Source organism: Micromonospora sp. NPDC005203 (genome assembly GCF_042872705.1).
GTDB lineage: Bacteria > Actinomycetota > Actinomycetes > Mycobacteriales > Micromonosporaceae > Micromonospora.
Window position 1 is genome coordinate 81,990 of record NZ_JBIAKV010000017.1, and the last position, 23,851, is coordinate 105,840.

The 23,851-nt window shown below is 71.5% G+C and carries 20 protein-coding genes; 9 read left to right on the plus strand and 11 right to left on the minus strand.

Annotation, left to right across the window (positions count from 1 at the left end):
* Window position 1: 1 nt before the first annotated feature.
* A complete protein-coding gene (locus ACFYPM_RS28505) occupies window positions 2-679 on the minus strand; it encodes a hypothetical protein (RefSeq protein ID WP_387203247.1) in 678 nt (225 codons plus the stop codon).
* Window positions 680-794: 115 nt separating this feature from the next.
* Complete coding sequence (locus ACFYPM_RS28510) at window positions 795-1,616, minus strand: SURF1 family protein (RefSeq protein WP_387203250.1); 822 nt, start codon at window positions 1,614-1,616, stop codon at window positions 795-797.
* A gap of 171 nt (window positions 1,617-1,787) precedes the next feature.
* Here ACFYPM_RS28510 and ACFYPM_RS28515 point away from each other — a divergent pair, with 171 nt between their 5' ends.
* Window positions 1,788-3,191 (plus strand): cobyrinate a,c-diamide synthase, encoded by a 1,404-nt coding sequence (locus ACFYPM_RS28515; RefSeq protein ID WP_387203253.1) that lies wholly within the window; start codon window positions 1,788-1,790, stop codon window positions 3,189-3,191.
* Between the two features lie 33 nt (window positions 3,192-3,224).
* Here ACFYPM_RS28515 and ACFYPM_RS28520 read toward each other — a convergent pair whose 3' ends face one another.
* On the minus strand, window positions 3,225-5,354 hold the full coding sequence (locus ACFYPM_RS28520) for a transglycosylase domain-containing protein (protein WP_387203256.1): 2,130 nt from the start codon (window positions 5,352-5,354) through the stop codon (window positions 3,225-3,227).
* A gap of 109 nt (window positions 5,355-5,463) precedes the next feature.
* Between ACFYPM_RS28520 and cobC the strand changes: the two genes are divergently transcribed.
* Genes cobC through cobA form a run of 3 tightly spaced genes read left to right on the plus strand, consistent with a single transcriptional unit; the run spans window position 5,464 to window position 8,961 of the window.
* Complete coding sequence (gene cobC, locus ACFYPM_RS28525) at window positions 5,464-6,549, plus strand: Rv2231c family pyridoxal phosphate-dependent protein CobC (RefSeq protein WP_387203259.1); 1,086 nt, start codon at window positions 5,464-5,466, stop codon at window positions 6,547-6,549.
* Entirely contained in the window at window positions 6,549-7,634 is a 1,086-nt protein-coding gene (gene cobT, locus ACFYPM_RS28530; RefSeq protein ID WP_387203392.1) for a nicotinate-nucleotide--dimethylbenzimidazole phosphoribosyltransferase, read from the plus strand. The genes cobC and cobT overlap by 1 nt, the downstream gene beginning before the upstream one ends.
* A gap of 40 nt (window positions 7,635-7,674) precedes the next feature.
* The gene (gene cobA, locus ACFYPM_RS28535) at window positions 7,675-8,961 is read left to right on the plus strand and encodes a uroporphyrinogen-III C-methyltransferase (protein ID WP_387203262.1); all 1,287 of its coding nucleotides are present in this window, start codon (window positions 7,675-7,677) and stop codon (window positions 8,959-8,961) included.
* A 626-nt stretch (window positions 8,962-9,587) separates the two neighbouring features.
* Here cobA and otsB read toward each other — a convergent pair.
* The 4 genes from otsB to ACFYPM_RS28555 form a co-directional block, all read right to left on the minus strand.
* Window positions 9,588-12,152 carry a trehalose-phosphatase gene (otsB, locus tag ACFYPM_RS28540; RefSeq protein WP_387203395.1) on the minus strand — a complete coding sequence of 855 codons (2,565 nt, stop codon included), beginning with the start codon at window positions 12,150-12,152 and terminating at the stop codon, window positions 9,588-9,590.
* Window positions 12,153-12,193: 41 nt separating this feature from the next.
* Window positions 12,194-13,594, minus strand: a complete 1,401-nt coding sequence (locus ACFYPM_RS28545) for a trehalose-6-phosphate synthase (protein WP_387203266.1) — start codon at window positions 13,592-13,594, stop codon at window positions 12,194-12,196.
* Between the two features lie 143 nt (window positions 13,595-13,737).
* Window positions 13,738-14,130, minus strand: coding sequence for a hypothetical protein (locus tag ACFYPM_RS28550; RefSeq protein ID WP_387203269.1), 393 nt, complete (start codon window positions 14,128-14,130; stop codon window positions 13,738-13,740).
* Entirely contained in the window at window positions 14,127-14,411 is a 285-nt protein-coding gene (locus tag ACFYPM_RS28555; protein WP_387203272.1) for a hypothetical protein, read from the minus strand. The genes ACFYPM_RS28550 and ACFYPM_RS28555 overlap by 4 nt, the downstream gene beginning before the upstream one ends.
* Before the next feature lie 209 nt (window positions 14,412-14,620).
* On the opposite strand from ACFYPM_RS28555, the gene ettA reads away from it, so the two are divergent.
* The 4 genes from ettA to ACFYPM_RS28575 all read left to right on the plus strand — a co-directional run bounded on the left by ettA (window position 14,621) and on the right by ACFYPM_RS28575 (window position 18,200).
* Complete coding sequence (ettA, locus tag ACFYPM_RS28560; RefSeq protein ID WP_387203275.1) at window positions 14,621-16,297, plus strand: energy-dependent translational throttle protein EttA; 1,677 nt, start codon at window positions 14,621-14,623, stop codon at window positions 16,295-16,297.
* A gap of 12 nt (window positions 16,298-16,309) precedes the next feature.
* Window positions 16,310-16,756 (plus strand): thioesterase family protein, encoded by a 447-nt coding sequence (locus ACFYPM_RS28565; protein ID WP_357373477.1) that lies wholly within the window; start codon window positions 16,310-16,312, stop codon window positions 16,754-16,756.
* Window positions 16,753-17,484 (plus strand): hypothetical protein, encoded by a 732-nt coding sequence (locus ACFYPM_RS28570; RefSeq protein ID WP_387203278.1) that lies wholly within the window; start codon window positions 16,753-16,755, stop codon window positions 17,482-17,484. The genes ACFYPM_RS28565 and ACFYPM_RS28570 overlap by 4 nt, the downstream gene beginning before the upstream one ends.
* 131 nt (window positions 17,485-17,615) lie before the next feature.
* The gene (locus tag ACFYPM_RS28575; protein WP_387203281.1) at window positions 17,616-18,200 is read left to right on the plus strand and encodes a YbjN domain-containing protein; all 585 of its coding nucleotides are present in this window, start codon (window positions 17,616-17,618) and stop codon (window positions 18,198-18,200) included.
* A gap of 19 nt (window positions 18,201-18,219) precedes the next feature.
* Here the strand turns inward: ACFYPM_RS28575 and ACFYPM_RS28580 are convergent, their stop codons facing one another.
* The 3 genes from ACFYPM_RS28580 to ACFYPM_RS28590 form a co-directional block, all read right to left on the minus strand.
* A complete protein-coding gene (locus ACFYPM_RS28580) occupies window positions 18,220-18,648 on the minus strand; it encodes a globin (RefSeq protein ID WP_387203284.1) in 429 nt (142 codons plus the stop codon).
* A gap of 111 nt (window positions 18,649-18,759) precedes the next feature.
* Window positions 18,760-20,145, minus strand: a complete 1,386-nt coding sequence (locus tag ACFYPM_RS28585) for an MFS transporter (protein WP_387203286.1) — start codon at window positions 20,143-20,145, stop codon at window positions 18,760-18,762.
* Between the two features lie 232 nt (window positions 20,146-20,377).
* Window positions 20,378-21,400 (minus strand): mechanosensitive ion channel family protein, encoded by a 1,023-nt coding sequence (locus tag ACFYPM_RS28590; protein ID WP_387203398.1) that lies wholly within the window; start codon window positions 21,398-21,400, stop codon window positions 20,378-20,380.
* 302 nt (window positions 21,401-21,702) lie between these two features.
* On the opposite strand from ACFYPM_RS28590, the gene ACFYPM_RS28595 reads away from it, so the two are divergent.
* Entirely contained in the window at window positions 21,703-22,239 is a 537-nt protein-coding gene (locus ACFYPM_RS28595) for an HNH endonuclease (RefSeq protein WP_030333470.1), read from the plus strand.
* A 15-nt stretch (window positions 22,240-22,254) separates the two neighbouring features.
* Here ACFYPM_RS28595 and ACFYPM_RS28600 read toward each other — a convergent pair whose 3' ends face one another.
* On the minus strand, window positions 22,255-23,850 hold the full coding sequence (locus ACFYPM_RS28600; RefSeq protein ID WP_387203289.1) for a DUF6194 family protein: 1,596 nt from the start codon (window positions 23,848-23,850) through the stop codon (window positions 22,255-22,257).
* Between the last annotated feature and the right edge of the window lies 1 nt (window position 23,851).

Sequence of the window (23,851 nt, forward strand, 5' to 3'; positions counted from 1 at the left end):
GTCACCTTCCGGACAACGACCTCGCGTAGTTCACCTGGTTGTTGATGTGCGCCACCTGAGCCTGATCGGCGACCGGAATCCGGGCCACGTACTGCTGCGCGCCGTTGGTGACCGTCACCTGCACCGTGCCGTGGTGCCGGGTCTCCTTGACCAGCAGGAACAGCAGACTCAAGACGAACAGGCAGAAGAACCCGACGATGGCGCAGACCAGCGCCCAGGTCGCCACCTTCTCCTCGCGCTGCCAGTAGTCGGCCACGTGCCAGGTGGCACCGGCCAACGGCAGCACTCCGGTGGGCGTGCGGATGACCGGTGGGCAAACCGCGATCTCGGCGATCTGCACCGCGACCACCTCCGGCCCGCCGAACGCGAGCGCTGCCGGGTGCGCCGACACCGGCGACGGAGGGTACGGCCCGGCCGCCGGCCACGCCCCGCCGGGCGGCGTCGAGTGCTGCGCGGGCGGGCCGGAGAACGGCGTCGCGGGTGGCGACGAGAACGGTGTCGGCTGCGCCGGATACGGCGGTGCCGGAGGCGGTGTGGCCTGCGGCGGCACCCTCGGGAAGGGTGTCGTCGGCGGGGTGGTCGGCAGCTGCGTGGTCGACGACGCGGCGGTCCACGGATCGATCGGCGGTTGCGGTTGGGTCACCGGCTCCGGCTGTGCGGCCGTGGGATCCGAACTCACCGAGACCTCCAACACGGGATCGTCACGTGGCGCAGGCTACCGGCTGTCCTGTCGTCCCGCATGCCCCCGAGTGTCTGTTTGGGACGCCGACGCCGACGCCGACGCCGGGCCTCGGTCAGGCGGTCGCGCTCGGCGTCGGCTCGGCGGCGCGGTCCACCGGGGCCGCGGTGACACCGATCCCGGCGGCGCGGCGGGCCTCCCGGCGAGCCACCCAGCCGTAGCCGAACAGGGACATCACCGCGAAGAGCCACCACTGCACGACGTAGCCGAAGTTCTGCCAGTTGTTGGCGTGCCCGACGGGCACCGCCTTGAACACCGGATCGGCCGCCGGGGTCTGCTCGTCGAGCAGCAGGTACGCGCCGTAGACGGGGTAGGGCAGCTGGCCAGCGAGTCGCGACACACCGATCCGGCGGATCTCCAGTCGCCCGTCGCGCCGCGCCACCGCGCCGGCGCCGCTCTCGGTCTCGTGCACCCGACCGACCACCGTCACATCGCCGGTCGGCACGGCGGGCACCGACGGCTGCGCGGTCGCCCCACCCGGCGCCGGCGGGATCCAACCCCGATCCACGAGCAGCGCCGTGCCGTCCGTGAGCACCAGCGGGGTGAGCACCTCGAAGCCGACCCGGCTGTCCACCGTCCGGCCACGGACCAGCACGGTGTTCGTCGGGTCGTACCGGCCGGTGACGGTGACGCGGCTCCAGACCCTGTCCTCGGCCGGCGCGGGGCCGACCGTCCCCGCGCCGCCGGTGGGGGCACGCAGGGCGTCGGTGAGCGGCGTCGGGGTCATCCGCTGGCCCGCGTCGATCCGCTCGTTGACCTCGGTACGCCCCCGGTAGCGGTCCAGCTGCCAGTTGCCGAGGAACACCATCACGGCGGCGGCGACCAGGGTCAGCGCGAGAGCGCCCAGCCAGCGTGGGCTCAGCAGGAACCGGTACACAGCATGAGGCTACCCGTATGACCGGCGCCACTGACCTGGACCGGGCCGGCACCGCGCCGCCGGCCCCGGTTGGCGGTGCTCGCCCCGACAACGGGGCGGGTATCGTCACGCCGACGGATCGGCCGCGGTCGTCCCCGTCGCGTACCCGCCGCCGCTCGCGAGGAGTCGATGATGACCGTCGTGCCGCGCCTGGTGCTCAGCGCGCCGTCCTCCGGGCACGGTAAGAACGCGCTGGCGATCGGGCTGCTCGCCGCCCTGGCTGAGCGTGGGGTCGACGTCGCCGGGTTCAAGCTCGGGCCGGACCACGTCGACGCCGCGTACCTCGGTCTGGCCGCCGGTCGGCCAGGTCGGGTGATCGATCCCCGGCTGGTCGGCACCGACCGGCTCGCACCGCTGGTGGCGCACGGCGCGGCCGGTGCCGGGCTCGCCGTGGTGCAGGGCAGCATGGGGCTGTACGACGCGGTCGGTGGCCGCCCCGAGCAGGAGTCCACCGCCGCCGCGGCAGCCGCGCTGCGCAGCCCGGTGGTGCTCGTTGTCGACGTGGCCGCGATGGGTCAGTCGGTGGCGGCCCTGGTGCACGGTTTCCGCTCGTACGACGAGCAGTTGTGGCTCGGTGGGGTGATCCTCAACCGGGTGGCGTCGTCGCGGCACGAGGGGATGCTGCGCGAGGCGCTGGACGACGTGGGGGTGCCGGTCTACGGCGCGCTACGTCGCCAGGACCTGCCGGCGGTGCTGCCGTCGCGGCGGCACGGGGTGGCGCCGGTGGTCGACGGGTCGGCCGACGCCGTCCGTGCGGTCAGCCGGCTGGGCGAGGCCGTCGCCGCCACGGTGGATCTGGAACGGCTTCTCGGGCTGGCCCGCTCGGCCCCGCCGCTGCCGGCACCGGCGTGGTCTCCCGAGGAGGCCCTCGGCGCGTTCCCGCCCCCGGCGAACCGGCCGCTGGTGGCGGTTGCCGGTGGGCCGGGCGGCAGCTTCAGCCACCCGGAGACCACTGAACTGTTGCGGGCCGCCGGCGCGGAGGTCGTCGTCGTCGACCCGCTGCGCGACGAGGCGCTGCCGGTCGGCACCCGCGCGCTTGTCGTCGGCGGCGCGTTGCCCGAGGCGTACGCCGAGCAGTTGTCGGCCAACCGGCGGCTCTGCATCGCCGTGGCCGAGTTGGCGCGGACCGGCCGTCCGGTGATCGCCGAGGGCGCCGGGCTGCTCTGGCTGGCCCGCGAGCTGGACGGGCTGCCGATGTGTGGGGTCCTCGACGCGGTCGGTGTCAGTCGGGACGGCCTGGTGGCCGGCTACCGGGAGGCGACCGCCCAGACCGACAGCGTGGTCGCCGCCCACGGCACGGTGCTTGTCGGCCACAAGGCGCACCGGGCGGTGCTCACCCCCCGTGCTGGTCAGCGCCCGGCGTGGAGCTGGGAGGGCGGCACGCCGGAGGGCTTCGTCTGGCGCAACGTGCACGCCTCGCAGCTCACCCTGCACTGGGCCGGTCATCCGGCCACGGCCGCCCGGTTGGCCGCCGCCGCGGCGGCCGACCCGACGGCCGAGGTGGTGCCCGTGGAGTCCGGCGGGGTGCCGGCCTGACTTCTCCGGTGGCGGTGCGCCGCCGCCGTCGGGTCAGCCGACGATCGCGTCCGACGGTGGGGTGAACTGGCGGGTCGGCGTGCCCTTCAGGCCGTCGCGGAGGGTTTCCGAGACCGCCTTGATCGGGATCTGGGACTGCCCGTCACCCACGGCGTTGAACGGATTGTCCGGGTCGGAGATGAAGCTCGCCGCGGCCAGCTCCGGGGTGTAGCCGACGAACCAGGCGGACCGGGTGCTGTCGGTCGTACCGGTCTTGCCGGCCACCGGGCGTCCGACCGTGCCCCGCACGCTGTCGGCGGTGGACCAGCCGCCGCAGCTACCGCGCGCCGGGGTGTCTCCGGTTGGGCAGCGGGCGGCGTCGGTGGCCGCCCGGGCGGCGTCCGCGCTGACCACCTGCCGGCAGCGTGGCTTGGCCACCTCCCGGTGGAGGCCACCCGGCGTGGCGTACGTGGCGGGTGTGCCGTCCCGGTTCATGATCGCCTGAACCGGGATCGCCTCGCAGTAGCGGCCGTCGGCGGCGATTGCGGCGTAGGCGTTCGCCATCTCCAGCGGGGTGGCGTCGGAGACGCCCAGGGTGAACGCGCCCCACTTCTTCGCCTTCTCCGGGGACGCGTGGTCCCGGTCGACGTCGGTGCGCCACCGCAGCCCGAGCTGCTCGGCCAACCGGACCGCCCGGTCCGCACCGACCTTCTCCTCCAGCCACACGAAGTACGTGTTCACCGATTTGCCGAAGCCGGACCACATGGTCTGCTGGCCGGTCATGGCGCCGCTGGCGTTGGAGGGCGCCCAGCCGTCGTAGACGGGCGACCGGTAGCGGTGCGGGGCGTTGAACGAGGTGGAGAGCGTCATCCCCGAGTCCAGCGCGGCCAGCATCGGGAACATCTTGAACGTCGACCCGGCCTGGTAGCCCGCCAGGTCACCGCCGCCCAGCAGTGGCGCCACCGTGTTCGGGTAGTTGGCCTTCACCTTCGGCCCGGCCTCGGGGTTGGAACTCTGCGGGTTCTCGCTGAGATCCAGCGAGTACGTCCGGTTCACCGCCATCGCCTTCACCCGGCCGGTGCCTGGCTCGGAGACCACGATCCCGTTGGCGAACGGGCTGCCGGTGGCCTCCAAGCTGCCGACGTTCTTCTCCGCCGCCGCCTGGATCTTCGGGTCGAGGCTGAGCACGATCCGGTAGCCGCCGCGGCGCAACTTGTCCATTCGTTCCAGCGGGTTGGCGCCGAAGGCGGGCTGCGCGCTCCACCAGTTCTTCAGGTAGTCGCAGGCGAAGCCCCAGCTGTTGTACTTCTCCGCCACCGCCGCGCAGTCGTGCGGCGGGGTGGTCAGCTTCAGCCGGATCGGCTCTGCCTTCGCGGCGGCGGCTGAGTCGGGGGAGAGGTAACCGAGCTGGCTCATCCGGTCCAGCACGTAGTCCCGCCGCCCGGTGGCCTCCTTCTGGTCGGAGTCGGCCGGGTCGTACTCGGACGGGGACTTGACCAGCCCGGCGAGGGTGGCGGCCTCCACCGGGGTGAGGTCCTTCGGGGTCTTGGAGAAGAAGATCTCGCTGGCCGCGTAGATGCCGTACGCCCGGTGCCCGAAGTACGCCGAGTTGAGGTAGCGCTCCATGATCTGTTCCTTGCTCAACTCCTTCTCCAGGTCCATCGCCATCCGCATTTCCTTGACCTTGCGCAGGCTGGTCTGCTGGGTGGCTTCCTGGACCTCCTTGGGCGTGGTCGCGCTGTCCCGCAGGGCCATCCGGACGTACTGCATGGTCAGGGTCGACGCACCCTGGGAGCCGCCGGAGCGGGCGTTGGACACGAAGGCGCGGGCCACGCCCTTCGGGTCGACACCGTGGTGCTGGTAGAAGCGCGAGTCCTCGGCGGCGATGATCGCCTGCTGGATGTTCGGCGACATGTCCGACAGCTTGGTGTACTGCCGGTACTCCTCGTAGAACATGGTCAGCACGGTCTTGCCGTCCGGGGCGTAGACGTAGGAGGTCTCGGCGGGCAGGGCGGTGGTCAGCACTCTGGTCTTCTGCTCCACGGCGTGCGCGGTGGCCTTCGCGCCGAGCCCGGTGAGGGCGACGAGCGGGTACGCGGCGGCGGCGATCACGATTCCGGCGATCAGTCCGGCGCGGAGAAGAGGAACGAGTCGACCAGCGGCAGCAAGGGGTCGGTTACTCACATGGCCAAGTTATGACATTTCCGATTCGTACCTGAGAAGAACTCTTAAACCGGCGAGTGGTGACGCGGCTTACTGTCCCACCGGCCACCTTCCCGGCAGGATCGCGGGCATGTCTGATCAGCCGAGTGGGGTGGCCGCCACCGCCGGGTTCGAGCCGGACCTCGCGCACCACGGCGACGCGGAGGTCGGCGACGGGCTGATCGACCTCGCCGTCAACGTCCGGCAGGCACCGGCCCCCGCCTGGTTGGCCGGGCCGATCGCCAAGACCCTGACCGAGTTGGCCCACTATCCGGACCCGCTGCCGGCCCGGGCGGCGGTCGCGGCCCGACACCGCCGTCACCCGAACGAGGTGCTGCTCACCGCCGGCGCCGCCGAGGGCTTCGTGCTGATCGCCCAGGCGTTGCGCGGGGTGCGCCGGCCGGTGGTGGTGCACCCCCAGTTCACCGAGCCGGAGGCGGCGCTGCGGGCCGCCGGACACCCGGTCGAGCGGGTGCTGCTGGACGCCGCCGACGACTTCCGGCTCGACCCGTCCCGGGTGCCCGCCGACGCCGACCTGGTGATGATCGGCAACCCCACGAACCCGACGTCGGTGCTGCACCCCGCGCGGACGGTGGCCGCACTGGCCCGCCCCGGCCGGGTGCTGGTGGTCGACGAGGCGTTCGCCGACACCACCACCGCCCCCGGGCACCCCGGCGAACCGGAGTCGCTGGCCGAGCGGCGGGACCTGCCCGGCCTGCTCGTCCTGCGCAGCCTCACCAAGACGTGGGGCCTGGCCGGCCTCCGGATCGGCTACCTGCTCGGGGCTCCGGAGCTGCTCGCCCGGCTGGCCTCCGTCCAGCCGCTCTGGGCCGTCTCCACCCCCGCGCTGGCCGCCGCCGCAGCCTGCGCCACCGACGTCGCGGTTCAGGCCGAGCGCGCGATCGCCGCCGACCTCGCCGCCGACCGCGACCACCTGGTCGCCCGCCTCGCCGACCTGCCCGGTGTACGCGTCGCCGGCCGCCCGGCCAGCGCGTTCGTCCTGCTGCACCTGCCGGGCGCGACAGCGATCCGGGCCGCCCTGCGTGAGCGCGGCTGGGCGGTGCGCCGGGGCGACACCTTCCCCGGCCTCGGCCCAGACTGGCTGCGGGTGGCGGTACGTGACCGATACACCAGCGACGCGTTCGTCGACGTGCTGCGCGAGACCATGGAGGCATGATGCTGGAGACCACGATCGCGGCGATCCGCCCGGCGGACGACGCGGCCATGGCCGCCGCCCGCGAGCTGCACGGCCGGCTGACCAAGCCGGCGGGCTCGCTGGGCGCCCTGGAAGAGCTGTCGGTACGCCTCGCCGGCCTGGCCGGGGCCTGCCCGCCACCGCTGCCCAAGCGGGCCGCGGTAGCGATCTTCGCGGGCGACCACGGAGTGCACGCCCAGGGGGTGAGCCCCTGGCCGCAGGAGGTCACCGGCCAGATGATCGGCAACTTCCTGGCCGGCGGGGCGGTGGTCAACGCGTTCGCCCGGCAGGCCGGCGCGTCGGTCACCGTGGTCGACGTCGGAGTGGCCACCCCGCTGCCCGCCGGACCGCCCGCCGCCGCCTCCGTGCTCGACCCGGCGGTGCCTCGGCTGGTTGTCGCGTCGGTCCGCCGGGGCACCCGCGATCTGACGGTGACCGCCGCACTCACCCGGGACGAGGCGCTGGCGGCGGTGCGGACCGGCATCCGGATCGCCGACGAACTGATCGACTCCGGAGCCGACATCCTGCTCACCGGCGACATGGGCATCGGCAACACCACCCCGGCCGCCACGCTGATCGCCGCGTTCACCGGCGCCGACCCGCTCGACGCCACCGGGCGGGGCACCGGCATCGACGACCCGACCTACGCGCACAAGGTTGCCGTGGTGCGCGCCGCCCTGACCCGGCACGCGCCCGACCCGACCGACCCGCTGGGTGTGCTGGCCGCCGTCGGTGGCCTGGAGCACGCCGCGCTGGCCGGGCTGATCCTGGGTGCCGCCGCCCGCCGTACGCCGGTGCTGCTGGACGGCGTGATCGCGGTCTCGGCCGCACTGGCCGCCGCAGCGTTCGCCCCGGACGCGGTCTGCGCCATGGTCGCCGGGCACCGCTCGGCCGAGCCGGGTGCGACCGCGGCGCTGCGACACCTCGGCCTCGACCCGCTGATCGACCTGGGGTTGCGCCTCGGCGAGGGCACCGGCGCGCTGCTGGCGTTGCCCGTGGTCACCGGCGCGGTCCGGGTGCTGCACGAGGTGGCCACCTTCGACGCCGCCGGGGTGGCCGAGAAGTGACAAGGCGCAGCTTGCGAGCCGTTCGCCTCGGAGGTGTGGTGTGACCTCCAATCCGTACCCCCTCGGTTTGCGGCTCGACGGGCGGCGGGTGGTCGTGGTGGGTGGCGGCGCGGTCGCCACCCGGCGGGTGCCCGCGCTGCTGGACGCCGGTGCGGACGTCCTGCTGGTGGCTCCGGAGCTGACCCCGGCGCTGAGCGCCCGCGTCGACGCGGGTCGGCTGCACTGGGTGCCGCGCCGGTTCCTTCCCGAGGACCTGGATGGCGCGTGGTTGGTCCAGGTGGCGATCGACGACCCGATGGCGGCCGCTTCGGTGAGCGCCGTCGCCGCCGAGCGGCGGATCTTCTGCGTCCGGGCCGACGACCGGACCGCCGCCACCGCCTGGACGCCGGCGGTGACCCGGCACGGCCCGGTCACCGTGGCGGTGCTCGGCGGTGGTGACCCCCGACGGGCGATGACCGTCCGCGACGCGATCCGCGACCTCCTCGCCGTCCGCCTGGCACCGGACGGAATCGCTCCGACGCAGAGCCGGCCCGCCGGTGCCGCCGGTGCCGCCGGTGCCGCCGGTGCGACCGTAGCGGCCGGGGCGGCCGGCGGGCGGCAGGTCGGGCGGGTGGCGCTGGTCGGGGCGGGGCCGGGGGACCCGGAGCTGATCACCGTGAAGGGTTGGCGGCTACTCACCGAGGCCGACGTGGTGGTCGCCGACCGGCTCGTGCCCGGCCTGCTCCTCGACGAGCTGCGCCCGGACGTCGAGCTGGTGGACGCCTCGAAGATCCCCTACGGACCGTCCCGGGCACAGGAGGAGATCAACCAGATCCTGGTCGACCGCGCGTTGGCTGGTGCGTTCGTGGTGCGGCTCAAGGGCGGTGACCCGTACGTCTTCGGCCGGGGCGGCGAGGAGCTGCTGGCGTGCGCGAAGGCCGGGGTACCGGTGAGCGTGGTGCCCGGGGTGACCAGCTCGATCGCCGCTCCCTCCGCGGCCGGGATCCCGGTGACCCATCGCGGGGTGGCGCACGAGTTCACAGTGGTCTCCGGGCACGTGGCACCCGACTCACCGGCCTCGCTGGTGCGCTGGGACGCCCTGGCCGGGCTGCGCGGCACCCTGGTCATCCTGATGGGGCTGAAGAACCTGGCGGCCATCAGCGAGACCCTGATCGCCCACGGTCGGCCGCCGCAGACGCCGGCCGCCGTGGTGCAGGAAGGTACGACGGGTGCCCAGCGGGTGCTGCGATCCACGCTCGGCGAGGTGGCCACCGACGCGCTCGCCGCCGATGTGCGGCCGCCGGCCGTCGTCGTGCTGGGTGATGTGGTGGGGGCCCTCGACGCCTGAGGAGACGCACACGGTGGGTTGGGCCGGTATGGCCTGGCTGAGGTGCCACGGCAGAGGACCAGGTGGTTCCCTCTGCGCCCTTTGCTCTGCTTCAACCCGCGCAACACTTCGACGCCAACTCTGCTGCGTGGACTGAAGCAGAGCAAAGGTGTTCTGCGGTGGTCGATCTGGCGGTCGGCGCGGCTCTGACCGTCGTCGCTGTTGGTCGATCCGACGCGAGGGCGGGGTTGTCGGTGGCGGTGGACACAGCCTGACCACCACCGGTGGGCCGGGAGGAAGGCGGCGTACTCGGTCGAGCCGGCCGAGACCCGGCAGCGCCGGGACCGTCGACAGTTCGACAACCGCCTGGCCAGTGCGGCATCGCCGAGCTGATCCCGGCCCACCAGCGGCACCGCCGGGACAGCGCTCGCCGGCTGTGGGAACCGCCGACAGGCGACCACCCCGGCAGGGCTTCGCTGGCAGGTCGATCGGGTCGAGCAGGCCGCCCCCGCGGTCGCGGCCCTCCGTCGTGGCGCGTTGCCGAGGCGCTGACCACGGCCGGGGTGGCAACCGGCCCTGCCGTACCCGCAGTGACCGACGGGGCCGGAGCAGGTTCGCTCCGGCCCCGCCGTCGTACGAGCGATCGACTACTGCTTGAGCATGTTGTCCAGCAGCAGGGCACAGCGGATCAGTCCGAGGTGGCTGTACGCCTGCGGGTGGTTGCCCAGTCCACGTTCGGCGAGCGGGTCGTACTGCTCGGGGAGCAGCCCGGTCGGGCCGGCGGTGAGCACCATCTGTGCAAACAGCTCCTCGGCGTCGGTGCGGCGGCCGGTGCGCAGGTACGCCTCGATCAGCCACGCCGTGCAGATGTGGAAGCCGCCCTCCCGGCCGGGCAGGCCGTCGTCCCAGTGGTAGCGGTAGACGACCGGGCCGCTGCGCAGGTCCGCCTCGATACGCAGGACGGTGGACAGGAAGCGCGGGTCGTCACCCGGGAGCAGGCCGGAGAGCCCGATCCAGAGTGACGAGGCGTCCATGTCCTCGTCCCCGTACGCGACGCTGTACGCCTCGACGTCGGAGTGCCAACCCTGCTCCAGGACGTTGGCGCCGATCCGGTCGCGCAGGTCCTTCCACTCCGGCCGGTCCTCGCCGCCGTGCTCGCGCATCACGTGCAGCGCCCGGTCGACGGTCATCCAGCACATCACCTTGGAGAAGACGTGGTGCCGTGGTGGCAGCCGCGCCTCCCAGATGCCGTGGTCAGGCTCGTGCCAACGGCGACGGACCGCCTCGACCATGTTTTCCAGGACCCGCCACTCGTCCTCGCGGACCGAACCGCGAGCGTCGGCGACCGCCGCGATCAGGTCGGCGATCGGGCCGAAGACGTCGAGTTGGAGCTGGTGGTTGGCGAGGTTGCCGACCCGGACCGGCCGGGAGCCGGCGTACCCGGGCAGCGTGTCGATGACCGCTTCGGCACCCAGCTCGTAACCGTCGATGGTGTAGAGCGGGTGCAGTCGCTCCGGGTGACCGCCGGTGCGCTCGATGCAGCCGTCCACCCAGCGCAGCAGCGCCTCGGCCTCCTGGACGGAGCCCAGGTCGACGAGTGCGCGGGCGGTCAGCGCGGCGTCGCGCAGCCAGCAGTAGCGGTAGTCCCAGTTGCGGACGCCGCCCAACTCCTCGGGGAGCGAGGTGGTCGCCGCGGCCAGGATCGAGCCGGTGGCCTCGTGGCAGAGCCCGCGCAGGGTGAGGGCGCTGCGCGCGACCAGGTCACGGGCGGTGGACGGCAGCCGGAGTGAGGCCACCCAGTCCTTCCACGGCTGCTCGGCCGCGGCCTGCCGCTCGTGGATCGGCACCCGGTGGTGTTCCAGGCTGTGCGTGCCGAAGCGCAACTCCAGCACGACCTGCCCACCGGCGGCGGAGAGGTCGACGATCGCCTTGGCGGTCTCGTACCCGCCGTCGTTGCCGACCTCCCACTCCACGCCGGGGGCGTAGAGCGCGACCGGTTCGTTGGAGCCGAGCACCAGCAGGCCGTCGCCGAGCGGCTGCAACTGCACGGCGACCTGACCGAACTCCGGCCTCGGCGCGAACTCCACCCGGGCCTTGCCACTGCCGGTGAGCACCCGGATCAGGATCGAGTCGCCGGTGATGACCGCCGGGCTGTCGTCCGGAGTGGTTTCCCGGGCCGGCTTGTCGAGCCAGTCGGTGACGGTGAGCCCGGACCAGCGGGTCTCCACGGTCATCGTGCCGGAGCGGTAGCGCTGACCCAGCGGGATGCCGCCGCGTTCCGGGGCGACGCTGAAGTGACCGGCCGGGCTGCCACCGACCAGGTCGGCGAAGATCGCCGCCGAGTCCGGCTTGGGGTGGCAGAGCCAGCTGACCTTGGCCTCGGGGGTGAGCAGAGCGACAGTACGACCGTTGGCCAGCATGGAGTGCCGCTCGATCGGCACGGCCCGCTCGCCGAACAGCCAGTGTCGACGGGTCTCCAGCAGCAGCGCCAGCGCGCGGGCGGCCTCCAGCGGGTCGGCGACCCGGTAGCCGGCCTTGGTGTCCCCGGAGCCGATCTTGATGCCGAGGTCGGGACCGTGCAGGTGGCCGAACGCGTTCTCGTCGGTGACGTCGTCGCCGATGAACAGCACCGCGCTGGAGGCGAGCTGGGTCCGCAGTTGGTCGAGTGCGGTGCCCTTGTGGGTGGCCACGACGGAGAGCTCGATGACCTCCTTGCCCTGGGTCACGGTGACGCCGTCGAAGGTCGCCGGGCCGTTGCGGACCGCCTCGATGGCGGCGGCGGCGACCTCCGGGTCGACCCCCCGGGTGTGCACGGCGACGCTTGCCGGCTTGCGCTCCAGCCGGATGCCCGGGTGCGCGGAGGCGATGTCGCGCAGCGCGTTGCGTACCTGCTGGCGCACCGCGACCAGCTCGGGGGAGAGCCGCTCGACGAAGCCGATGTCGAACTCGGAGCCGTGGCTGCCGACGAGGTGCACCTCGCTGGGCAGCCGGGACAGCGCGGCCAGATCGCGCAGCGCCCGGCCGGAGACGACCGCCACGGTCGTCTGCGGCAGCGCGGCGAGCGCGCGGACCGCGGCCACCGACTCGGGCAGTGGTACGGCGGTGCTGGGGTCCTCCACGATCGGCGCAAGTGTGCCGTCGTAGTCGCAGGCGACCAGGAGTTGGGGGACCCGGGCGATCCGGCCGATGGCGGAGCGCAGCTCGGGGTCCATCACCCCGGTGGCCGTGGCCGCTCCATCGTTGACGGTCGTGTTCACTCGGCCTCCGCCTCGGGAACTCCGAGTTCGGAGAGGAAAGACTTGGCCCAGTGGCCCACGTCATGGGTACGCAGGTGACGTTGCATTGTCCGCATCCGGCGGCGTGCCTCGGTTTTCTCCACGTGCACTGCCCGGAGCAGGGCGTCCTTGACCGCGTCCGGGTCGTGCGGGTTACACAGAAATGCCTGACGCAGCTCCGTTGCGGCGCCGGCGAATTCACTGAGCACGAGCGCGCCACCCTGCTCGGCGCGCGACGCCACGTACTCCTTGGCCACCAGGTTCATGCCGTCGCGTAGCGGTGTCACCATCATCACGTCGGCGGCAACGTACATCGCGGCGAGTTCACTGCGACTGTACGACTGATGCAGGTAATGCACGGCCGGCACGCCGACCCGGCCGAATTCACCATTAATCCGGCCAACCTCGCGTTCGACCTTGACCCGAAGTGCCTGGTAGTGCTCGACTCGCTCGCGGCTGGGCGTGGCCACCTGCACCATAACCGCGTCGGGAACTGTCAACTTTCCGTCAGCAAGTAGTTCGCGGAAGGCCTTGAGCCGCAACTCGATGCCCTTGGTGTAATCGAGCCGGTCCACGCCCAGGATTATCGTCTTCGGATCGCCCAACTCGGCTCGGATCTGCTTGGCCCGCGCCTGGATCGCCGGGTCGGCGGCCATCCGCTCCATTTCCTGGGTATCGATCGAGATGGGGAAGGCGCCCGCCTTCACCTGCCGACCGTCGACCTGGATCATCTGCCCCTCGTAGCGCAGCCCGAGCAGGTGCCGGGCCAGCCGGACGAAGTTCTGCGCGGCCAACCGCTGTTGGAAGCCGACCAGGTCGGCGCCGAGCAGGCCGCGCAGGATCTCGGTGCGGAACGGCATCTGCATGAACAGCTCGATCGGCGGGAACGGGATGTGCAGGAAGAACCCGATCCGCAGGTCCGGGCGCAGCTCGCGGAGCATCGCCGGAACCAACTGAAGCTGGTAGTCCTGCACCCAGACCGTCGCGCCCTCGGCCGCCACGTCCGCGGCGGCCTCCGCGAACCGGGCGTTGACCAGCCGGTACGCCTCCCGCCAGCGGCGCTTGTAGGCAGGTGTCTCGACCGCGTCGTGGTAGAGCGGCCAGATCGTCGCGTTGGACTGGCCCTCGTAGTAGCGCTCCAGCTCTTCGGCGCTGAGCGGAACCGGGTGCAGCCGGATCCCCTCCAGGTCGAACGGCTCGGGGGCGGCACCGGTGCCACCGGCCCAGCCGACCCAGGTGCCCTGGTGTTCGGCGAGCACGGGGTGCAGCGCGGTGACCAGCCCGCCAGGGCTGCGTCGCCACTGTCGGCCCTCGGGAGTGCTCACCTCGTCGACCGGCAGACGGTTCGCCACTACGACAAAGGAGCTACGGACGGTCACGATCGGCCACCTCCGGGTACTGACGGGTCCACCGCGATGAGCGTACTGAGCGTAGCTGCGGCGTCTTGTGCCCCGTGCCGGAGTCTCCTACCCGCCTCGTACGCGCCGAAATCCCCAGGGTGATCTTGTCGACAGCCTGTCGGTCAGAGGTCGATGATCGGCCATTCCTTCGGCAGCACCTCGCCGAGCAGCTCCCGCCGATTCGTCATGATCGGAACGAGGGGGCGCGACGCAGCCTCCATGGCGAGCTGGGCGAGATCCATGCGATCGTTCATCCGGCGAGACCAGCCACCGAGGACGGCGCACATGTCGGCTTCGACTGGTGTGACCCGGATGTTCGGCAGCGCCGAGAGTAGTTCTAGCAGTTCCCACTGCTCGGGAGTCGCCTGCTGGTGTGCCCGCGCAAGGCAGAGCGCCGGCACGAGTACGTCAAGAGCGTGGTCGGCGACTTCGGCGATCCGGTGCCCCACCTCCTGAGTCGTCGCAGAATATGCGAGCAGTGCAGTTGTGTCGAGCGCGAGGCCGAAGGTCGTCACCGGCGGACCCGTGCACGGGCCGCTTCGACCTCTGCCTGCAGTTGAGCGGCCTGGGCGCGCAGTTCGGGGGTGATGGTGGCCTTGACCTGCTCCATTTCGGCATGCGCCCGCGCCAAGCCTTCATCGGTCAGCTTGAAGCCAACGCTTCGGAGGATCTCTCGGGTCTTTTCCCCGGCGACCCGACTCCGCAGGGAGTCCGCCACAAAGGCGGACACGTTGGGTTCCCGTGCGAGTCTTTCCGCAAGATCGTCGGGTAGGCTGATGGTGATCTTCTTGGTCATACCAAAACCGTAATTTGCCTTACCGGTCCTGGCAAGGAGGCGCGCCCGCGTACTCCTGGGGCGGGGTGATGTGGGCGAGGCGCGGCGTACCTGTCAGGATTGACGATGGCGTGCGCGCGGCCGGCTCCCGGCCGGCGGCGGCGGGCGGATCTCTCGGCCCGCGCCGCGCCGCCGATCAGCGACAGCAACCGACGGAGGTAGCCCGCACCGTGGCCCAGTACATCTACGTCCTGGAAAAGGCCCGCAAGGCGCACGGCGACAAGGTCGTGCTCGACAACGTGACGTTGAGCTTCCTGCCGGGAGCCAAGATCGGTGTCCTCGGTCCGAACGGCGCCGGTAAGTCCAGCCTCCTCAAGATCATGGCAGGCCTGGACAAGCCGAGCAACGGCGAGGCCCGGCTCATGCCCGGCTACACCGTCGGCATGCTCGCCCAGGAGCCCCCGCTCAACGAGGCCAAGACCGTGCTGGGCAACGTCGAGGAGGCGGTTGCCGAGACCAAGGCCAAGCTGGAGCGCTTCAACAAGATCGCCGAGCAGATGGCGACCGACTACTCCGACGAGCTGATGGAGGAGATGGGCAAGCTCCAGGAGGAGCTGGACCACCTCGACGCCTGGGACGTCGACTCCAAGCTCGAACTGGCCATGGACGCGCTGCGCTGCCCGCCGCCGGACGCCGACGTGACCCAGCTCTCCGGTGGTGAGCGCCGCCGCGTAGCGCTCTGCAAGCTGCTGCTGGAAGCGCCGGACCTGCTGCTGCTCGACGAGCCCACCAACCACCTGGACGCGGAGAGCGTCTCCTGGCTGGAGCAGCACCTGGCCAAGTACGCCGGCACCGTCATGGCGATCACCCACGACCGGTACTTCCTGGACAAGGTGGCCGGCTGGATCCTGGAGCTGGACCGCGGCCGGGCTATCGGCTACGAGGGCAACTACTCCACCTACCTGGAGAAGAAGGCCGCCCGGCTGGCCGTCGAGGGTCGCCGCGACGCCAAGATGAAGAAGCGCCTCACCGAGGAGCTGGAGTGGGTCCGCTCCAACGCCAAGGCCCGGCAGACCAAGTCCAAGGCCCGTCTGGACCGGTACGACGAGATGGCCAACGAGGCGGAGAAGACCCGCAAGCTCGACTTCGAAGAGATCCAGATCCCGCCGGGCCCGCGGCTGGGCAGCACGGTCATCGAGGCGGCGCAACTCACCAAGGGCTTCGGCGACCGGGTGCTCATCGACGACCTGTCGTTCTCGCTGCCGCGCAACGGCATCGTCGGCATCATCGGCCCCAACGGCGTCGGCAAGACCACGCTCTTCAAGACCATCGTCGGGCTGGAGCAGCCGACCGAGGGCAAGGTGCGCGTCGGCGAGACGGTCTCGCTGTCGTACGTCGACCAGAACCGCGAGGGCCTCAACGGCGACAAGACCGTCTGGGAGGTCGTCTCCGACGGGCTGGACTACCTGATGGTGGGCAAGGTCGAGATGCCGTCGCGGGCGTACATCGCCGCGTTCGGCTTCAAGGGACCGGACCAGCAGAAGCCGACGAAGGTGCTCTCCGGCGGCGAGCGCAACCGGCTCAACCTGGCGCTGACCCTGAAGATCGGCGGCAACGTCATCCTGCTCGACGAGCCGACGAACGACCTGGACGTGGAGACGCTGTCCAGCCTGGAGAACGCGCTGCTGGAGTTCCCCGGCTGCGCCGTGGTCATCTCGCACGACCGGATGTTCCTGGACCGCGTCGCCACGCACATCCTGGCCTGGGAGGGCGACGACCAGGACCCAGCCAAGTGGTTCTGGTTCGAGGGCAACTTCGAGGCGTACGAGAAGAACAAGATCGACCGCCTCGGCGCGGAGGCTGCCCGGCCACACCGGGTGACCTACCGCAAGCTGACCCGCGACTGATCGGCCGAGAAGGTGTCTGACCGGTTCGTCTACCACTGCACGCTGCGCTGGTCCGACCTGGACGCGTACGGCCACATCAACAACTCGCGCTTCCTCACCCTGTACGAGGAGGCGCGGGTGGCGTTGATGTTCGCCGGCGGCCGGGCCTGGGGGGTCGGCTCGTTCGCCGACGGGGTGGTGATCCGTCGGCACGAGGTCGACTACCTACGCCCGGTCGACTACGCGCTGGGTCGGGCCACCGCGGAGGCCGCGCCCACCGTCCGCATCGAGCTGTGGGTGGAGGAGATCCGGGCCTCCCGGTTCACCGTCGCCTACGAGCTGTACGACGGTGAGGTGCTGGCCAGCCGGGCGCGCTCGGTGCTGGTGCCGTTCGACCTGACCCGCCAGGTGCCCCGCCGGATCACCACCGAGGAGCGGGACTTCCTGCTCACCTACGCACCGCAGGGCGGCCTGGTGTGAACGGGTCGGGCACGGGCCGGGCGGCGGCCACCCCGACACACGGTGTGGCCGGGGTAGCCGACGCGGGTGCTTTCCTGGCCCGGCTGGTCCGGCTGGATCAGGCCGCGCCGGTCCGGTTGCGACCGGCCGGTGTGCCCGGTCGGATCGCCCTCTGGGCCCGTCTGCCGTGGCAGGTTCTGGTGGTCCGGACGGTGGCTGCTGAGCTGGCCGACGGCAGCGTCGAGGACGTCACTCTGGCCGGCGCGGAGCTGCTCGCCGAGCTGGAACGCGGTGGTACGTCCCGGCCGGTCCGCCGGGACGCGCAGTGGCGGTGGCCGCTGCCCCCGGCGCACAGCCGGACGGTGGAGGCGCTGCCCGTTGCCGAGCTGCGGCGGATCGCGGACGCCGCGGCGGGCACGCTGCGCACGGCGAGCGAGCAGGGCGTGGCCGGCCGCGCGGTGGGCCAGCGAGCGCTGCGGGACGCGCTGCTCGACCACGTGGCGGTGCTGGTCACGCCGGAGGGGCCGCCCGCCGCGCCGGTCGAGGTGTCGCAGCGGCTGGTGCAGGGGGTGGTCCGGATGGGCTTCCTCGGCCCCGCCGACGGTCCGGCCACGGGCCACGACGAGGCGGCCGTCCAGGTCCGGGTGGTGGGACGGTGGGTTGGCCTGGCGGGACCATACGGAGCGGCATGGTTGCAGACAGCCACGGATCTTGCGGTGAAACCCCTCGGTCCTCCTCCGAACGGGTGACCCCTGCTCATTCTTCTGGGCCAGGGCGGTCGTTGGGGGGGTGCTTCAACTCGGCTGTCCGGGTACCGTCCATGCTCGGATCCAACGCACCGTAGGCGACTGGATCCGCTGGGGAGTGAGGTGCGCGAGCGATGCCGTGGTGGTCATGGCGCCCCGGTCCCGCCGACGGCGGCGATCCGGAAACCCGAAGCGGGATCACAGTGGAGAGCGCGGTCCGGGTCGGACCGCCCAATCCTCGCCAACCGGGAGACGACTGCCCGGCCAACGAGCGGCCAGTGCTGACCGAGATGCTGGCCACCGTCGAGCCGGTGAGTCTGCGCCGCGTCTGCGAGGCACTCGACCTGCTCGACGTGCGCTACCTGGCCGACGGCGACGGCAACCTGCTGGCCATGTGGGAGCGGCACGCCGTGCTGGTGACCCTCGAAGGGCCGGAGGACGAGATCCTGGTCATGCGGGCACGCCCGCACGCCACGGTCCCACCGGACTGGGCCGACCGGGCCTATCGGGTGGTCAACGAGTGGAACCACACCCGTCGGTTCTGCAAGGCGTACATCGGCGACCCGACGGAGCGCGGGCAGCTGCCGATCTACGCCGAGCTTCAGGTGCCGCTCGGCGCTGGGACCCACGACGCGCTGCTGGTCGAGATGCTCGACTGCGGCGCGGCGGTCGCCACCAGCTTCGTGGACTGGCTCCACGACGAGGGCGCGCTGCTCTGACGCTGCCTCGGCCCGGCGGTCAGCCGCCGACGGCCGGGTCCTCCTCGGCGTTGACCATGAAGTACGCGGCCCGCTCCAGGTAGTCCCAGAGTGTGCTAGCGATCTCCGGTTCGAGGTCGAGCCGGTCCACGGCGCGGCGCATGTTCCGTAGCCAGGCGTCCCGTTCGGCCGCGCCGATCCGGAACGGCGCGTGCCGCATCCGCAGCCGCGGGTGACCACGCTGGGCGGAGTACGTGTTCGGTCCACCCCAGTACTGCATCAGGAACAGGGTCATCCGATCCGCGGCCGGCCCCAGGTCCCCCTCCGGGTACATGGGCCGCAGCAGCGGATCGTTGGCGATGCCGGCATAGAACTCGTCGACCAGCTTGCGGAAGGTGGGCTCGCCGCCGACCGCTTCGAAGAGGGTCGTCGAAGCACCGGGACGCTCGGATTCACCTGCGGGGTTCACCGTTCCATCCTGCCAGGTGCAGCGAGTGCCAGACGGACCCGCGCACCGTGCGTCGGATCACGCCGGGCCGATGCCCCGCGTCCGGCCCGCTCCGGGTCCGGGCGGGCCGGGTCAGGTGACCGCGTGCCGGCGGTGGCCGTCACCGGTACGCGGCTCGGCAGGGCCGGCCGCCGTGTCGCCGGTGGCGGGGTCGTCCGGGTGGTCGGGCGGCTCGGCGTTGGCCGCCGTGGCTGCCGTGATCGCGTCGCTGAACGCCTGCCGATCCGGCCAGCGCAGCGCGGCCACCGCCATCAGCACCACGCCGGCCGTGCTCCACAGCCCCACCACCAGGGGGATGTTGTCGAAGCGGTCCGCGATCAAACCGGTGACCAGCACCGCGAAGCCCTGGATGACCTGGACGCCGGTCGCCATCACTCCGAAGGCGCGGGCCCGGAAGCCGTTGGGCAGTGCTTGGACGAAGAGCCCGTTGGCCATCGGCAGCATGCCGGCGACCGCGAACCCGCAGAGAGCGGCGAGCAGAGCCACCGTCAGCGCGGGCGGATCGAACAACGTCGGCACCAGCGCCAGTGGGGCGAGCACCGCGAGCGGCCGCATCAGCTTCAGCCGGCGTGCCGGCCCGAAGAGGCGGCTCACCAGCAACCCGCCGAGGATGAAACCGGCCGGGCTGGCCACCATGATCACCGCTTGGGCGGTGCTCGCGTTCAGGTCGCCGCCGCCCTCCTCGTTGGCCCAGCCGACGGCCAGCCCCTCGGGAAGGATCGAGAAGAGCATCGCGCTGAACACCAGCACCGCGATCGCCCGCAGCACCGGTGTGCCGAACACGATGGTGAAGCCCTGACGGGTCTCCTGCAGCAGGTGGCTGCGCTGCGCCGGGTTCGGCACCGCCGGCCGCTCTCGCACGCCGAGGCGGACCAGCAGCGCCGAGGCGCCGAACGTGGCCGCGTTGAACAGCAACGCGACCTGCGGGTTGTAGGAGGCGGCGGCGGAGCCGAGCACGTACCCGACGATCTGCGCCGCCTGGCCCACGCTGGCGTTCAGCGACAGCCCCACCACCAGCCGGTCCCCGGCGAGCATCTGCGGCATCAGCGCGGACTTCGCCGCCTGGCTCGGTGGGTTGGCCAGCGTGGCGGCGAAGATGAGCACCAGCACCGCCTGGTACGGCAGTTGCGGGATGGCGATGATCAGCATCAACGCCATCCGGATGAGGTCACACGCCACCATCACCCGCCGGTACGGGTATCGCTCCGCGAGTGCGGCGAGCACCGGACCGCCGAGCAGCCAGGGCAGGAAACTGACCGCGAAGGCAGCCGCGGAGAGCCCAACCGACTCGGTCTTCTGATAGACGAGCAGGGTGACTGCGGCCTTCGCCACGTAATCGCCGACCCAGGACAGAGCGCTTGCCATGAACACGGCGCGGAACTCGTGCTGGGCGAACACTTCGCGAAAAGTGGCTGGGCCTTCCGCGGAAGGTCGCTCGTCGGGCACCGTCGCCTCCATCGGCCTCCGGGTCGACCGCTCGTGGCAGCCCGTCGGAAGCGCTCGTCAGATCACGGATCAGCGAGGTTGTGATCACGCTTTGGCGGGAACGCGTGCTCCGGATTCTGCCCGATCGTCTGACAACTATCTAGGTCGAACGGATCGTTCGTCGCTTCCCCGACTGAACGAACGGACGATACCTGAGGGGCCGGGCGGCTCGCGACCCCTGAATTCGAGGACAATGGCGGGTGGGTCAGGTGGCACCACCCTGGCCTGTCTCACCGTCGGGCAGTGGGCGGGGGGGCAGCCCGGGAAAGATGCGGGCCGCCGCTATCTGTGCGGTGATCCCCGAGTTCTCCAGCGCCTCCGCCAGCCGCCGACGCAGCTCCCGGCCCACCGCGAACTGCCCGTCCGCTGTCGTCTTCACCACCGTCCGGATGACCGCACCGTCCACCGTCACCTGCTCGACACCCAACACCTCCGGCGCCTCGACGATCTCCGGTGACAGCTCCGGGTCCACGGCCATCGAGGCGGCCGCGGTCCGCAGGACGGCGGTGGCCTCCTCGGTGCTGTTGAACCCGATCGGCAGGTCCACCACCACGAGCGCCCAGCCCTGGCTCTTGTTGCCCACCCGGATGATCTCGCCGTTGCGGATGTACCAGAGCACGCCGCGGCCGTCGCGCACAGTGGTCACCCGGAGCCCGACCGCCTCGACCACGCCCATCGCCTCGCCCAGGTCGACGTTGTCACCCACGCCGTACTGATCCTCGATCAGCATGAACAGGCCGGCGATCAGGTCCTTGACCAGGCTCTGCGCGCCGAAGCCCAGTGCGACGCCGGCGATCCCCGCGCTGGCCAGCAGCGGGGCCAGGTCGAAGCTGAACTCACGCAGGATCATCAGCAGCGCGATGCCGAAGACGAACGCGGTGGTCAGGCTGCGCAACACCGAGCCGATCGCCTCGGCCCGCTGCCGTCGCCGCTCGGGTACGAACTCGGTCGGGTCGACCGCCGCGCTGGGCACCCGCTCGCGCAGCGGCCGCAGCATCGTCGGCACCGCGCCGTCGGTCGTCGTACGGACCAACCGGTTGATCGTGCGGTGCACCGCCCAGCGGGCCACCATCGCCAGCGCCAGGATCAGCAGCACCCGCAGCGGTTTGAGCAGGATCCAGTAACTGCCCTCGGCGAACCAGGCCGACTTGGTCAGCTCGTACAGGAATTGGCAGGAGGAACTGCCCTGACAGTTCACCGACCCGGCGGTGGACAGGGCAAGGGGCATCACGCTTGCGGCACTCACCCTGTCTTCGTACCGCAAGGAGCCCGAGCGGCCACCGCCGACCCACCGGCCGGGTGACCTGCCGCCGAGGGCAGGGCCGGATCGGGGCGAACCGGCCATCGTGACAGGTGCGGGAGAGAGCTTCGTACCCGACCCCGGATTAGTACGTGCAATCCGGGGTCCGATCAGGGACTATTGGCGCAACGGACGTCGGTGATCGGCCGGCGTCGACCGTGTGGGTGGTCATGCCCGGACCTCGGTCGACGGCGGTACGCAGCAGCCGCTGAACCGGGAGGGTGATCGCGATGCCTGACATACGACCCACGGTGGGCTCCGGCGCGTTGGTCCTCAACGCCACCTACGAGCCGCTGTGTGTCGTGTCGGTGCGCCGTGCCGCGATCCTCGTTCTCTCCGCCAAGGCAGTCTGCGTCGCCGACGGCGATGGCATCCTGCACAGCGCCCGCGACGCGCTCCCGGTGCCGTCCGTGGTCCGGCTGACCCGCTTCGTCCGCGTGCCGTACCGGACGCACGTCGGGTTGTCCCGGCGGGCGATCTTCGCCCGGGACGGGTGGCGGTGCGCCTACTGTCGGGGTCCGGCCGAGACCATCGACCACGTCTTTCCCCGCAGCCGGGGTGGCCGGCACGCCTGGGAGAACGTGGTCGCCGCGTGTGCCCGGTGCAACCACACCAAGGGCGACAAGACGCCGGCGGAGATGGGGTGGCGGTTGCACGCGCTGCCCGCGGCACCGAAGGGCACCGCCTGGCGGGTGCTCGGGCACCGCGCCCCCGACCCGCGCTGGGCCGACTGGCTGGATCTGCGGGAGCCCGAAGCCGCCGCCTGATTTCGAACGGCGCGGTCAGGCCCCGGGCCGCGGGTGGGTTGCCCGGCGCGCGGCGCGCTCGTGGCGGTCGGCTGCTCGGCCGTGAGCGATCGCGATCAGCCGGTCGATTTCGGGCAACATCTGCGGACCGGGCATGACGATGCTGCCGAAGCCGTGCAGCGCGTAACCCGGGTGCGGCACGAGGGTGTCCAGCCGGGCGAAGTCGAAGGTGTGCCGGTGGTCCTCGAATGCCCCGGGTGGGAAACCGAACAGCCTCTCGAACTCGACTCGACCCAGGTCCAGGTTGAGGCGGAAGACACCGGGACGGTCAAGCTGCGAGGCCTCGTCGAAGCCGAGGACGTCGTGCTCGACGATTGTGGCGAACGGCTGGCGGCGGTCCGGGCCGAAATAGAAGAACCGATCGCCCCAGGCCCCCTCGGGTGACCCGTTCTCCTCGCTCGCCACGAGCTGGTCGACGTCGGGCAGAGCGAGAATTCGATCCGCGAGCATGGCCGCGTCGACACCTGTCGGGATGTGCAGGACCGCATCGGCGTGTTCGATGGTGGCCTGGTCCAGGGGGAAGTAGCGGTAGTCGTGCGCTCTCTGCTCGGCCGGTCCTATCTCGGACGTGTGGACGTACCCGGGATGGTTGGTCGTCTGCTGGAGCCCGCCCTCGTAGGTCGACGGGCCGGGTGCTCCGATGCCCAGCGTGGGACTCGCGCCGAGGCTGCCGACGATCAGCGCGTACTGATCCTTCAGCAGCGATGCGATGATCGCGCCGGCGCCGGCCCACGACACCTCGGTTCCGGCCATCGTCATCGTGCTCTGGTGGCGCTGGAGGTGCGTGTTGTGCGCGAAGACCAGTGTGGGCCCACGGTGTGCCTCGGTCGTCCGGATCGCGAGTAGGTTCTCGGCCATCAGCGCGTCCCGGACCCCGGCCAGGCGAGCGAAGCGTTCCTCCTGCGCCAGTGGTGCGGCCGCCGCGGCGTGGTAGCGCAGCACCGCGACCGCGGACGTGGCGTGTACGAATGCCGCCTGCCAGCCCTCGGGCCGCCGGGGTGCCTGTAGGTACAACTCGGTCAGGAGGTCGTCGGCGATCACCCGCAGCCGCTGGGCGTTGGTCGAGCGCCCGATCGACCTGCCCGGCTCCCAGATCGCGGCCGTATCGCTCCACTGAGCCTCGTCCCCGATCAGGTCGTCGATCTCCGCTGACCGGTCGAGGTCGAGGAAGTCACAGACCTGGGTCAGGTAGCGCCGTGGGCTCGGAGCGCCCTCGATCTCCAACGGGGCGTCGAAGCCGTGGAACGTGAGGCGTTCGGCGGCTGGCCGTCCGGCATTCCACTCGCGCATCCGCAGCAGCAGGTCACGGTTGGCCGGAGCGGCGCCAAACCCGTGGCTGAATCCTTCGGCCAGTGCACGGTCGAGCGGCACGGCAGCGCCACCTCGCACGAACTCGTCGGCGATCAGCCCCGCCGCCCGGTCGCTTTCCAGCGCGATCGACCGGTAGCCATGCTCGGTCAACGACAGGAAAGCCTCGTTGCGGATCTGCAGAAAGGCGGACTCACCGTGCGTCGGCTCGCCGAGCGCGAGCAGGGTCGGGGATCCAGCAAGCAGGTCGAGAAGGTTCGTCACT